General features: G+C 66.0%; 13 protein-coding genes. 3 read left to right on the top strand and 10 right to left on the bottom strand.

What is annotated here, in order from left to right:
- Positions 1–90: 90 nt before the first annotated feature.
- On the top strand, positions 91–1,275 hold the full coding sequence (gene prpF, locus ACO1P8_RS04635) for a 2-methylaconitate cis-trans isomerase PrpF (protein WP_486294743.1): 1,185 nt from the start codon (positions 91–93) through the stop codon (positions 1,273–1,275).
- Here prpF and ACO1P8_RS04630 read toward each other — a convergent pair.
- Both ACO1P8_RS04630 and ACO1P8_RS04625 read right to left on the bottom strand, forming a co-directional pair.
- Entirely contained in the window at positions 1,266–3,080 is a 1,815-nt protein-coding gene (locus ACO1P8_RS04630; RefSeq protein WP_486294742.1) for an ATP-binding protein, read from the bottom strand. The two genes, prpF and ACO1P8_RS04630, sit on opposite strands and share 10 nt — an antisense overlap.
- 4 nt (positions 3,081–3,084) lie before the next feature.
- Positions 3,085–3,705: a response regulator gene (locus tag ACO1P8_RS04625; protein WP_486294741.1), complete on the bottom strand. Its 621-nt coding sequence runs from the start codon at positions 3,703–3,705 to the stop codon at positions 3,085–3,087.
- A gap of 540 nt (positions 3,706–4,245) precedes the next feature.
- On the opposite strand from ACO1P8_RS04625, the gene ACO1P8_RS04620 reads away from it, so the two are divergent.
- Positions 4,246–4,494 carry a hypothetical protein gene (locus ACO1P8_RS04620; RefSeq protein ID WP_486294740.1) on the top strand — a complete coding sequence of 83 codons (249 nt, stop codon included), beginning with the start codon at positions 4,246–4,248 and terminating at the stop codon, positions 4,492–4,494.
- Positions 4,495–4,577: 83 nt separating this feature from the next.
- Here ACO1P8_RS04620 and ACO1P8_RS04615 read toward each other — a convergent pair whose 3' ends face one another.
- The gene (locus ACO1P8_RS04615) at positions 4,578–5,810 is read right to left on the bottom strand and encodes an MFS transporter (RefSeq protein WP_486294739.1); all 1,233 of its coding nucleotides are present in this window, start codon (positions 5,808–5,810) and stop codon (positions 4,578–4,580) included.
- 67 nt (positions 5,811–5,877) lie between these two features.
- Positions 5,878–6,930, bottom strand: a complete 1,053-nt coding sequence (locus ACO1P8_RS04610; protein WP_486294738.1) for an aldo/keto reductase — start codon at positions 6,928–6,930, stop codon at positions 5,878–5,880.
- Between the two features lie 187 nt (positions 6,931–7,117).
- On the opposite strand from ACO1P8_RS04610, the gene ACO1P8_RS04605 reads away from it, so the two are divergent.
- Entirely contained in the window at positions 7,118–8,086 is a 969-nt protein-coding gene (locus tag ACO1P8_RS04605; RefSeq protein WP_486294908.1) for an AraC family transcriptional regulator, read from the top strand.
- A 46-nt stretch (positions 8,087–8,132) separates the two neighbouring features.
- Here ACO1P8_RS04605 and ACO1P8_RS04600 read toward each other — a convergent pair whose 3' ends face one another.
- The 6 genes from ACO1P8_RS04600 to ACO1P8_RS04575 all read right to left on the bottom strand — a co-directional run.
- Entirely contained in the window at positions 8,133–8,684 is a 552-nt protein-coding gene (locus tag ACO1P8_RS04600; protein WP_486294737.1) for a response regulator transcription factor, read from the bottom strand.
- On the bottom strand, positions 8,662–10,038 hold the full coding sequence (locus ACO1P8_RS04595) for an ATP-binding protein (protein ID WP_486294736.1): 1,377 nt from the start codon (positions 10,036–10,038) through the stop codon (positions 8,662–8,664). Before ACO1P8_RS04595 ends, ACO1P8_RS04600 begins: the two co-directional genes overlap by 23 nt.
- Positions 10,035–10,826, bottom strand: a complete 792-nt coding sequence (locus tag ACO1P8_RS04590; RefSeq protein WP_486294907.1) for an SURF1 family protein — start codon at positions 10,824–10,826, stop codon at positions 10,035–10,037. The genes ACO1P8_RS04595 and ACO1P8_RS04590 overlap by 4 nt, the downstream gene beginning before the upstream one ends.
- Positions 10,827–10,879: 53 nt before the next feature.
- Positions 10,880–11,287 (bottom strand): cytochrome o ubiquinol oxidase subunit IV, encoded by a 408-nt coding sequence (cyoD, locus tag ACO1P8_RS04585; RefSeq protein ID WP_094843313.1) that lies wholly within the window; start codon positions 11,285–11,287, stop codon positions 10,880–10,882.
- Entirely contained in the window at positions 11,284–11,925 is a 642-nt protein-coding gene (gene cyoC, locus ACO1P8_RS04580) for a cytochrome o ubiquinol oxidase subunit III (RefSeq protein WP_486294735.1), read from the bottom strand. Before cyoC ends, cyoD begins: the two co-directional genes overlap by 4 nt.
- Positions 11,918–12,867, bottom strand: a 950-nt coding sequence (locus ACO1P8_RS04575) for a cbb3-type cytochrome c oxidase subunit I (RefSeq protein WP_486294734.1), incomplete at its 5' end; no start/stop codon positions are given. The genes ACO1P8_RS04575 and cyoC, both read right to left, overlap by 8 nt.

Here is a 12,867-nt window from a genome sequence, read left to right as displayed (position 1 = left end):
GCTAACATCGTGCCGCCCGCGCGCGGTCCTGGCAAGCCCTGTTACCGAGCGCCCCCAGCCATCGGCGTGGCGGTTTCGACTGGAATGTGGATGAATACCTTAGGCAAACAGATAGAGATTCCCGCGCTGTACATGCGAGGCGGCACCAGCAAGGGCGTGTTTTTCCTGCCGCAGGACCTGCCGGCCGACGCAGCGCGTCGCGACGCGGTGCTATTGCGCGTGGCGGGCAGTCCCGATCCCTACGGCAAGCAGATCGACGGCATGGGCGGGGCGACGTCCAGCACCAGCAAGGTGGTGATCGTCGGCAAAAGCACACGGCCCGACTGCGATGTCGATTATTGGTTCGGCCAGGTCGCCATCGGGCAGGCATTGGTGGACTGGAGCGGCAACTGCGGCAACCTGACCGCCGCCGTCGGCCCTTTCGCCATTCATCGCGGACTGGTGCGGGCCCCCGCGGATGGCGTGGCAACCATACGTATCTGGCAGGCCAACATCCAGCGCCGGATCATCGCGCAGGTGCCGATGCGTGACGGCCAGGTCCAGGAACTGGGCGACTTCGAACTGGACGGCGTGACCTTCCCGGCGGCGGAGATACCGCTGACCTTCCTCGATCCCGGTGCCGGTGGCGACGAGCAGGGTGGCGGCATGTTCCCCACCGGACGCCCGCGCGACATGCTGTCGGTTCCGGGCGTGGGTACCATCGAAGCGACGCTGATCGATGCCGGCAATCCCGCCGTACTGGTGGAGGCGGCGGCACTGGGCCTGACCGGTACCGAAAGCCAGGCGCGCATCAACGGCGATGCACCGTTGCTGGTGCGCCTGGAACTGATACGCGCGCATGCAGCCGTGGCGATGGGCGCGGCGCGCACGGCGGAAGAAGCCTCCGCGACGCGCCAGCACACGCCCAAGCTGGCCTTCTTCGGCCGGCCGGCCAGCTACGTTGCCTCCAGTGGCAATGCGGTGGAGGCTTCCGACATCGACATCGCCGCGCGCATCATGTCGATGGGCCAGCTGCATCACGCGATGACGGGGACGGGCGCGGTGGCCATTGCCGCCGCGGCGGCCGTGCCGGATACCATCGTCAGCCGCATTCTGGGGGGAGCCCGGGATGCCTTGTGCTTCGGGCATGCATCCGGCCGCCTGCGGGTCGGCGCGGAGGCGCGCCAGACGGAAGGCCGTTGGGAGGTCACCAAGGTGACGCTGAGCCGCAGCGCGCGTCGGCTGATGGCGGGTACCGTGTTCGTGCCGGCGGCGGTGCTTGGCGATCAGGCCTGAAGCGCAAGCTGCCCTTGCGCAGGGGCATCCCGCCCGGTCTGCGACCACGCGCGCACCGATCGCATCAGCAGCGCCAGTTCTTCCTGGGCGGCATGGCAGGCGTTACGTGCCGCGGCGAATCCGTCGCGTTCGAGCGCCTGTTGTGCCGTCACGCATGCGACCGCCAACGGCGTGGCGCCGACCATGCGCGCCACGCCGTTTATCGCGTGCAGCGCGTCGCCGGCCGCTGCGGCGTCGGCAGCGGCCAATGCATTGCGCAGCGTGACGGCGTCCTGTTCGCCGGTTTCCCAAAGCGCGGCCAGGAAGCGGTCCGCGATGGCGCTATCGCCGGCGGCCAGGGATTCGATCGCGCCGGGATCGAAACGCAGGCCATGCCGCCATGCGCCGGCGATGCGTGCCCGCGCATGCCGCAGGCCGGACAGCCGCCGGCGCAGCGCGTCCAGGCTCAGCGGCTTGAACAGACAGGCGTCCATGCCGGCTTCCAGGCAGCGCTGGGTTTCGTTCCGACGCGCGCTGGCCGTGTAGGCCCATATCGTGCACGAGCCGCTACCCAGGGCCGCCTCGGCATCGCGTATGCGGCGTGCCAGTGCGTAGCCGCTGCCATCGGCCATATTGCAGTCCGTGATGACCAGGTGGTATGCGCCGGCGCGCCATAGCCGCCATGCCGCCCTGCCGCCGCGGGCCAGCACGACGCGATGTCCCAGATGTTCCAGTTGCTTGCACAGCAGCAGGCGGCTGGGGCCGTTGTCGTCGACCGCCAATATCTGCAACGCCGGGCCGGCATCGGCACAGGCCTGCGCAGGCTCGCCCGCGTGCGCCGGCGCGGACAGGATTTCCGCGTCGAAATCGAAACGTATCGTGCAACCCTCGCCACGCGCGCTTTCCAGCTGCAGGGTGCCGCCCATCAGCGACGCCAGCCGCCTGGCGATGCTCAAGCCCAGGCCGCTGCCGCCATGGACGCGCGCGCCCTCGCGCGTTTGGCTGTAGGGGGCGAACAGCTTGTCCTGGTCCGCCCGGTCTATGCCGATACCCGTGTCGGCCACGACCACCGTCGCGGACAGCCGGGCCTTGTCCGGCCTGCGAGTGTTGACGCGGACCTCCACGCGGCCCGTCTCGGTGAACTTCACCGCATTGCCCAGGAGGTTCGACACGATTTGCCGGAAGCGTACCGCGTCCACCATGATGTCCGTATCGGCGCCTCGATCGGCCTCGAAGCGCAATGCCAGGCCCTTGTCGCGCGCCATTCCATTGAAGACCTCGACAACCGATTCCACCAGCGTGCGCAGATTGGCCCGCCGTGGCAGGAGTTCGAGCTTGCCGCGATCCAGTCTTTCGAGGTCGAGAATGTCTCGCACCAGATCCAGCAATCCTTGCGCCGCCCCATGCGCCACACGCAGATGGTCCTGCACATCCTGGCCGGCAGCCGCTTCTTTCAGGCCGAGCTCCAGCATGCCGGCCATGGCGTGAAGGGGGGTGCGGATCTCGTGGCTGGCAACGGCAAGGAAATCGCTTTTCGCGCGCGAGGCGGATTCGGCGGACTGTGCCGCTGCTTGCAAAAAATGTTCCCTGCGCCGGCGCTTGCTGATCTGGCGGCGCAGATGGCCGTTCCAGCCTGCCAGCATGGAGCCCGCCAGCATGGCCGCGCCCAGCAGCGGGTCGACCAGCAGCCATTGTTCTTCCAGCAGCGCCGCGATCCACGCGGGGCCTTCTTCGTCGTCGTACGGTACCTGCGCCGCATCGGCGCTGCAGGTCAGCAGCAGGAACGCCGAGATCCATGCCGCGCGTCTAAGCATGGCGCCGGGCATGTCGCTACACCAGGCCGTTGCGTCTTGCGATATCGGTAAGCTCGAGCAGCGTGGCAGCGTTCAGCTTTTCCTGCAGCCTGCTTTTGTATGTGCTGACCGTTTTCTCGCTAAGCATCAGGGTAGCCGCGATGGTCTTGTTCAATGCGCCGCGCGCGAGGTGCTGCAGGACTACCAGTTCACGATCCGACAGCTGTTCGATCAGTGCCGCTTCGCTCATCGCGGTGCCGCGTTCGCCGCTGGGATGCAACGCAACGGTGGGGAAGTAGGTATTGCCCTGCAGCACCGCCTTCGCGGCGCTGACCAGCTCCTGCAGTTCCTTGCCCTTGTACACAAAGCCCGAGGCGCCCGCGTGCAGGCAGCGGGCCGCCAGATGATCCGGATTCTGGGCGGTCAGTACCACGATCCCGGGCTTGTGGTCGCGTCCGTCCGCGCGCAAGCGGCTGATCACCATCAGGCCATCCATTTTGGGGATGCCAATGTCCAGCACGATCAGGTCCGGGCGATATTCGCGCGCGGCGCTCAATGCGTCGACACCGGTCGACACTTCGGCGACGACGTCCCAGCCGCTCTGTTCCAGTATCGTCCTGACCGCGAAGCGGATCATGGGGTGATCGTCAACGATCACGACGCTTCCTACTCTTTGCACTTGAACCTCATCTTCGATCGCGGTAATCCCCGGGCCGCGGCGTGGTGGACTTTTCCCAAGGGAAAGCGCGGCAAAGTATACGGAGGGAGGTGGCGCGGTGGCACGCAGGTCTCACGCGCGTCGTTGCAGAAGGGCTACTTATTGCGACTAGTTGCAAAAGCCTGCGCATCGAAGATAAAAACGCCACGGCCGAAGCCGTGGCAAAACAAGCACGTGTGGTCGGCCGGTATTCCCGTGCGCATGGCGGGGAACGTCGGTCGACGGAGCAAGGTATCACCGCCTGGCGAATCCGGCAGCGTAGGAATGTTTCCAAAGAAAACGAAGAATCATCGCCGCGTATACGCTTGTTGCCTCTGCGATTGCTTGACAACGAAAGTGCGGAGACGGACGCTAGCGCACTTGCGAATGAAGGTGCGAAGGCATCGGGACATGTGGCACGCGCAAGTCAAGAGGGAGTTGCCGGGATACCTTTCGTTGACGCGCGCGTGCTATAGAACTGCCTTTGCTGAAGGGGAGAACATGGAACTTTATATGACGATGGGCGAGGGATATCGCCTGACGCTCGATGTGGAGGAATCCACCGCGGGCTATGGCTGGTATATCTATCTCGCGCTGTCGAAAGAGCAGGGCAAAGGTACCCTGGTGGCCAGCGACGACGCCTGCGATTCGGCGTCCGAGGCCGCGGCGGCCGGCATGCGCGCGCTCGAGCGATACAAGCTGGAACAACCCATCTCGGTTGTGACACCGCCCGCTGTCGCGGTGTATTGACCGCTGTCCGGCGGGAACGACCTACTCATCTTCGCCGGCCTTCCACTGCAGGTTTTCTGACGCCGCGCTGAATTCGTGCGGCGTTACGGCGTGGCTCGGCCCGGCGTTCCCATGCGACGTGTGCTGATGCGGTCATGGATGTGAACGCCAAGGGCCAGCAGGGCCAATCCCAACCCCAGTAAAGACACGGCAATCCATCCGCCGCGGTGCCATGCGACGCTGGCTGCGCCCGAGCCGAACGCGCCGCCGAAAAAGATGGAGGTGACATACACCGTGTTGATTCGGCTGCGCGCCTGGGCATCCAGGCCGAGTATCAGCGATTGATTCGAGACCTGCGCCAGCGATACGCCCAGGTCCAGCAGGATGACGCCGACGACCAGACCGGTCATCGAGGGAACCAGGGCGAACACGACGAAGGAGAGCGCGCATGCGAGGATGCCGGCGCCGACGCCGTTGCGGGCGCCGTAGCGGTCCGCCAGCTTGCCTCCCCACGACGCGGCGCCCACGCCTATAAGACCGACGATCCCGAATGCGCCGGCCACCGCGGATCCCATCCCGTAGGGCGGCTGGGCCAGCAGCAGCGCGAGTACCGACCAGAAGGCGCTGAACAAGCCGAACAGGCACGCCTGCGTCGCGCAGGCCCGTCGCAGCGGCGCATGCATGAACAACAGCCGCACCATCGAACCCAGGAGTTGCGTGTAGGGCAGGCGCGACTTCGGCGCGACGCGGGGCAGCAGCATGAACATCATGGCCCCCAGCGCCAGCGCGATGCCGGCGGCCACCCAGAACATGGCACGCCATCCCATGAGCTGGCCGACCGCGCCGCTGAGCGTGCGCGCCAGCAGAATGCCGGCCAGCAGGCCGCTGAATACGACGCCGACCGCCTGCCCGCGCGTGGCGTCAGGGGCAAGGTCGGCCGCGAAGGGAATGATCAATTGCGTGATGGTCGCCCCCACGCCCAGCATGATGGACGCGGCGATCAAGGTGCCGAAGGATGGGGCCACCGCGCATGCCGCGGCCGCGGCGATCAACAGGACGCATTGCGAAAGGATCAGGCGGCGGCGCTCCAGCCGGTCTCCCAGCGGCACGAGCAGCACCAGGCCGATGGTGTAGCCCAATTGCGTGCACATGGTGATAAGGCCGATTTCCTCGCCCGCATGAAAGGTATCGGCGATGAGGGCCAGCATGGGCTGGCTGTAGTACAGGTTCGCCACCGCCGCGCCCGCGGTGATCGCCAGGGCAAACAGCAGTCCGCGAGTCAGCGGCGGTTGTGTGGACGGGAGCGAGGATGCGTCGGGAGAGCGTTCAACTGTCATGGGTGGTAAGCGTAAAACAAAATCCGCCCGGTATCGGGCGGATCGGGAACGGAACGGGATGGCGCGATCAGTCGCGCGTACCCTCCGTCAGCAGGCGGCGTCGCGCGCCGCCCTGGCGTTCGAGCATCCAGCCCGGATACTCGGCGGGCAGGGCGCTGACCTGGGCCAATGCCGCGAGTTCGTCATCGGTGAGCTCGATGGTCGCGGCACCGATGTTGTCCCGCAGTTGTTCGATGCGCTTGGCGCCGATGATGACCGTGGTGACCGCGGGCTGTTGGAGCAGCCAGGCCAGGGCGATCTGGGCGACCGACACCTTGCGCGCTTCGGCGATGGCGCGCATGGCGTCCACGCAGTCGAAGGCCCGTTCGCGGTTCACCGGCGGGAAGTCGAAGGCGGTGCGGCGGTTGCCTTCATCGCCCTGTTTGTCGCGCGCGAACTTGCCGCTCAGCAGGCCGCCCGCCAGCGGGCTCCATACCATCAGGCCCAGGCCCTCGCTGCGCAGCAAGGGCACGATCTCGCGTTCGAGGTCGCGCCCCGCGATCGTGTAGTAAGCCTGTAGCGATTCGAACCGGGCCAGGCCGTGCCGCTCGGAGATGCCCAGCGCCTTCATGATCTGCCACGCTGCCCAGTTTGAGACGCCGATATACCTGACGTGTCCATGCTGGACCAGCGTATCCAGTGCGCGCAGCGTCTCTTCGATGGGCGTGGCGGGGTCGAAGCCATGGACCTGGTACAGATCCAAATGGTCCAGCTTCATGCGCTTGAGCGAGGCCTTCACGCTTTCCATGATGTGGAAGCGCGACAAGCCGCTCGAATTCACGCCGCCGGTGCCCGTCTGGCCCATCACCTTGGACGCCACCACGATGTTTTCGCGCGGCACGTTCAGGTTGCGGATCGCCTGGCCGGTCAGGATCTCGGAACGGCCGCCGGAATAGACATTCGCGGTATCGATGAAGTTGATGCCGGCGTCCAGGGCGGCGCCGACCAGGCGGTCCACCTCGTCCTGCTCCAGGCTGCCGATCTGCCCCCAAATAGTGCCGTTCTCGCCGCCGAAGGTCATCGTGCCCAGGCACAGTTCCGACACGAATAGTCCTGTACTGCCCAATCTGTTGTAGCGCATGGCATGCTCCTGATTCGTCTACAGCCGCGATGCGAAAGTATGCGCGCGCGGCCGGTTCCAAGTCTGCTCGATCCTGTTCGATTCCTGCCTGATCCTCCAGGGATCCCTATCGGCGGTGGGGTCGCGTCGCTCCTGACAGGAAACTGGCGCTATGCTTGCATTGCATAAAATTCCGCACGGGCGAACCATGGGCTTGAACGAGATACCCGATTCCTTCTTGCATCCCTCTCCCGCCGTGGACGGCGTCGACGCGATACTGGACGCCGCCCGGCACGAACTGGTCTGGCGGCTGACCCGGCTGACGGGGACGCTGGAAGGCTCGATGGCGACCGCCGTGCCGGGACTGTACCTGCACCGCGTCACTTGCCCGGGCGGTCCGCATCACGCCTTGCAGTTGCCGATCTTCGGCGTCATCGCGCAGGGTTCCAAGCGGCTCCTGGTGGGCGACCAGGTGTACGAATACGATCCGCTGCACTACCTGGTGTCGTCTGTCGATCTTCCGGTCGCCGGCAAGGTCGCCGTCGGGAGTTCCAGCGAACCTTACCTTGGCCTGCGCCTGGACCTCGACGTCGAGGCCATAGGCGCGCTGATCCAGGACGTCGAACCGCTGCCCGCCGCGCAGGCCGAAGCGCCGCGCGGCCTGTACGTCAATCCCCTCAGCGACACGCTGCTGGATGGTGTATTGCGGCTGCTGCGCCTGCTCGATACCCCGGTCGACATCCCCGTGCTGGCGCCCATGGTCAAGCGCGAAATCTTCTACCGGCTGCTGATGAACGGGCAGGGGGCGGTGCTGCGCCAATTGGTCCAGAAGGACAGCCATACCCAGCGCATCGCGCGTGCCATCCGCCTGCTGCGCGAACATTATGTGCGGCCGTTGCGCGTGGACGACCTGGCACGCCAGGCGCACATGAGCGCCTCTTCTTTCCACCATCACTTCAAGGCCGTCACCGCGATGAGCCCGCTGCAGTTCCAGAAGCAGTTGCGCCTGCAGGAGGCACGGCGTCTGATGTTTACCAGCGACACCGACGTCGCCGTGGTGGCGCATCAGGTCGGCTATGAAAGCCCGTCTCAGTTCAGTCGCGAGTACAGCCGGCTGTTCGGCTGCGCGCCCTTGCGCGACAAGCGGCGCTGGATGGGCGACGGCATGTCGCAGTAGCGGCCCTGGCCCGCGGGCGGTGGCCCCGCAGCCGTCCGCGCCGGCGTTATTTCACTCTTTGCTTTTCCAGCTTGCGGGCGAGCGTGCGCCGGTGCATGCCCAGGCGCCGCGCCGTTTCGGAGATATTGAATCCCGTCGCCGCGAGGGCTTCGTGAATATGCTCCCACTCCAGGGTCTTTATCGAAGTGGGGCGATCGCTTAGCTCCGTTTCGACGTCCCCGCTGTCCCGCCCGAAAGCCTGTTCGATATCGTCGGTGTTCGACGGCTTGGCCAGGTAATGCCGCGCGCCGAGCTTGATGGCTTCCACCGCCGTGGCGATGCTGGCGTACCCGGTCAGCACGACGATGATGGTATCCGGATTGTGCGCGTGCAGCGCTTGTACGCAGGCCAGGCCGGAGGCCTCTCCCTTGAGCTTCAGGTCCACGACCGCATACCCCGGCTGGTGCTCCGGCAGTATCGCCTGCAGCGATTCCAGCCCTGTCGCGTGCAGCACGCGGTAGCCCCGCCGTTCGAAGGATCGGCCCAGCGTGCGGGCGAAGGTTTCGTCGTCCTCGACGATGAGCAGCAGGCGCTCCTCAGAGGCCGGGGTGGACGTCATCGTCTTCCTCCAGGGTAATGGCGGAGAGCGGCAACCGCAGGGTAACGCGCGCGCCGCCTTCGGGCAGGTTCTCGGCGGCTACCGTGCCGCCCAGCGTGCGTGCCACGTTCACCACAAGGAACAGCCCCAGTCCGCCGCCGGGGCGGCCCTTGCTGGATTGGTACGGCTTGCCGAAGTGCGCCAGCATGGGCGCGGCGAAGCCGGGGCCGTCATCGGTGATTTCCAGCACCAGCGCATCCTCTTCGCGCCGCACGGTCAGCGCGATGCCGCGGCGTGCCGCGTCCAGGGCATTGTCCAGCACATTGCAGATCATCTGCTTGAGCGCCGAATCCGAAACGATGCGCAAGTCCGCGCCGAAGGCATTGTCGTAGCGCAGCTGTTCGTCGAAGCCCCGCGTCGCGCGCCAATCGGCGACAAGGTCGTCCAGGAAGGTATGCACGGTGGTTTCGGCCGGCGCTTCGCCGCGCGCTTCGCCGGCCGACAGCAGGATACCGCCGACGATCGACTTGCAGCGCGCGACGGCCGCCTGCATGTCGCCGATCTCCTGCAGCAGCTGCGGGTCGCCCTTGAAGGGCCTCATGTGGCGCCAGTCGCCCAGAATGACGGCCATGGTCGCCAGCGGCGTGCCCAGTTCGTGCGCGGCGCCGGAGGCCAGCAGCCCCATGCGAACGATATGTTCCTCCTCGGCGGCCCGCTGGCGCAGGTCCGCCAGATGGGCGTCGCGCGCCCGCAGGTTGCCGTTGATGCGCGTGATAAAGACCACCAGCAGGGATGCGTTCAGGGCAAAGCAGATCAGCATGCCCTGCACGTACAGGCTGGCAAGGCCGTTGCCGTGGTCCAGCGGCAGCGTCAGCGGCCGCCCGGCGGCGGCCAGCAGCATGAAGCACAGGGTGGTGACGATGACCAGCAACCAGGTGCTCCAGGGCTTGAGCAGCATGGCGCCCAGGGTGACCTGGACCAGGTACAGGAAAACGAAGGGATTGGTGGCGCCGCCGGTCAGGTAGAGCTGGGCCGTCAGCGCGACGAGGTCCACCAGCATCGCCACCATCAGCTCGGTATTGCTGACCTCCGGCGCCAGGCGCAGGCGCAGCATGCCGACGATATTGAAGGCGATAAGCCCGCCCAGTACGAGGGCCATGTAACTTAGCGGCAGCGGTACGCCGAATCCCATCGCCACGACGTAGATCGTGGCGATCTGCCCCAGTACGGCGATCCAGCGCAGCGTGATCAGCTGCTGCATGTTCTTGTGGCCGGTGGTGTCGTACCGTCGCCGTCCGCCGGGGGCGGGCGCGGAGGGCTCGAGGTGTCCGGCGGCCACGGCCGCCGGCACGGCGCGGTCGGGCTCGGCGTTCATCGGCCGTGCGGCGCCCGGGGCTGCCGCTGCCGTCGTTCGTCGCGGACGACGTAGAACGCCGCGCCGGCCACCATCAGCGCCAGCGCGTACCAGGTGATGGCATAGACCAGGTGGCTGTTGTGGAAGGCGATGACCGTCATCCCGCCCCGGGGCCAGGTATCCGGTGCGGCTGCCGGGGCAGCCGCGGCGTCGACGAAATAGGGCGCCGTGTCGGACAGGCCGCGCGCCGACGCGATCGCCTGCACGTCCCGCGAATACCAGCGATCGGCCGCGGGGTCGTTGTGGCGCAGAAAGCCGCCGCCCGGTTCGGTGATGCGCAGCAGGCCGGTCACCGTGACGGCTTCGCCGGGCTGGGGATGGGCGATGCGGTCGCGCCGGTCGCCCGGCACGAACCCGCGATTGACCAGCACCGTGCTGCCGTCGTCGCGTCGCAGGGGAGTGATCACCCAGTAGCCGCTACCGAGCTCGGTGCTGGCCTGTGTCAGGGTTTCCTTGCCGTATTCGTAGCGACCCGTCAGGGAAACATGACGGTATTCGTCGGCATCGGTGCTGACGGCCGGCCAGCGGCCGCGCTCCGGTGCGGGCACCGCGGGCGCATGGACGCGCTGGTCGACGCGGGCGATCAGGTCGAGCTTCCAGGCACGCCGGTATACCTGCCAGGTGCCCAGCGCGCAGAAGCCCGCAAAAAGCAACACCGCCACGACCGCCATGCAGAGCAGTGCTGCGGGGCGGCGCCGGACGCCGGTTTCGGCGTCCAGCCGGGCGGTGGATGGGGCCTCGTGCTGCATCGATCGCATCGACTCGCTGCTTTCCGAGGGACCCCCGTTGGGCAAGGCCATGCTTAAGGCATGTTCTTCATGTCGGTCATCGACGGCATCATGTTCACGTTCAGGTGATACATGACCCAGAGCGATCCGGCCAGGGTGATGACGACGATCACCACGGTGAAGATCAGGGCCAGCATGGTCCAGCCGCCTTCGGACCGGGTGTTCATGTGCAGGAAGTAGACCATGTGCACCACGATCTGCACCGCGGCCAGGCCCAGGATGACCATGGCGGTCGTGCTGGACTGATCGAAGACCTTGCCCATGACCACCCAGAACGGAATGGCCGTCAGGATGACCGACAGGATGAAGCCGGTCATGTACCCCTTGAAGGTGCCGTGCGCGGCGCCGTCGTCGTGGTCGTCGTGATGATCGTGGCCATGGTTGTGATCGCCATGGGCCAGCGTACCGTTATGCGTGCTCATGGCAGCACTCCCATCAGATAGACAAAGGTGAACACGCCGATCCAGACGACGTCCAGGAAGTGCCAGAACATCGACAGGCACATCAGGCGGCGCTTGTTGGCGGAGGTCAGGCCGAAGCGGCCGACCTGCACCATCAGCGTGATCAGCCAGATGATGCCGCTGGTGACGTGCAGGCCGTGCGTGCCCACCAGGGTGAAGAAGGACGACAGGAAGGCGCTGCGGGTCGGGCCGTTGCCTTCGTGGATCAGGTGCGCGAACTCGTACAGTTCCAGGCCGATGAACGCGGCGCCGAACAGGCCGGTGATCAGCAGCCAGAACTGCGTGGCGCCCACGCGGTTGCGGTTCATCTCCAGCATGGCGAAGCCATAGGTAATGGACGACAACAGCAGCATGGACGTGTTCAGCGCCACCAGCGGCAGGTCGAACAGGTCGGCGCCCGACGGCCCGGCCGCATAGCTGCGGCCCAGCACGCCGTAGACCGCGAACAGGCTGGCGAAGATGAGGCAATCGCTCATCAGGTAAACCCAGAAGCCCAGCAGCGTGCCGTTCTTCGGGTGGTGCTCCTCAGTCAGGTAAAAGCTGAGGGCTTCCGGCGAGGCCGCGCCGCCGGGTTGGGTGAGGACGGTGGTTTTAGACATGGTTTGCTAGCAGACGGGTACGCTCGGCTTCAACGCGAACGACTTCGTCCGCGGGGATGTAGTAATCGCGCTTGTAGTTGAAGGTGTGGCCGATCGCCACCGCCAGGACGGCGACGAACGATACGATCACCAGCAGCCACATGTGCCAGATCATGCCGAAGCCGAAAACGGTGCTCAGGCCGGCCAGGATGATGCCCGCGGCCGTATTCTTGGGCATGTGGATGGGGATGAACCCTTCCGTCGGCCGCTGGGCGCCGCGCTGCTTCATCTGCCACCACGCGTCGCCCTCGTGGATCTGCGGGGTGAAGGCGAAGTTATAGGCGGGCGGGGGCGACGACGTGGACCATTCCAGCGTGCGGCCGTTCCAGGGATCGCCCGTCACATCGCGCAGCTGTTCGCGGCGGCGGATGCTGACGTAGATCTGGATCAGGAAGCTGGCGATACCGAAGGCGATCAGGAGGGCGCCGAAGGCGGCGATGACGAACCAGATCTGCAGCGACGGATCGTCGAAGTGGTTCATGCGGCGCGTCACGCCCATCAGGCCCAGGACGTACAGCGGCATGAAGGCGACCCAGAAGCCCACCAGCCAGAACCAGAACGAGCACTTGCCCCAGAATTCGTCCAGCTTGAAGCCGAAGGCCTTGGGGAACCAGTAGTTGATGCCGGCGAACATGCCGAACACCACGCCGCCGATGATGACGTTGTGGAAGTGCGCGATCAGGAACAGGCTGTTGTGCAGCACGAAATCGGCGGGCGGAACCGCCAGCATCACGCCGGTCATGCCACCGATCACGAAGGTCACCATGAAACCCACGGTCCACAGCATCGGCACCTCGAAGCGGATGCGGCCGCGATACATGGTGAACAGCCAGTTGAACACCTTGGCGCCCGTCGGGATCGAGATGATCATCGTGGTGATGCCGAAGAAGCTGTTCACGCTCG

This window comes from Bordetella sp. (genome assembly GCF_057362025.1).
Note: the sequence above shows the minus strand (reverse complement) of the source record. Positions and strands in the feature narration are given on the sequence as shown.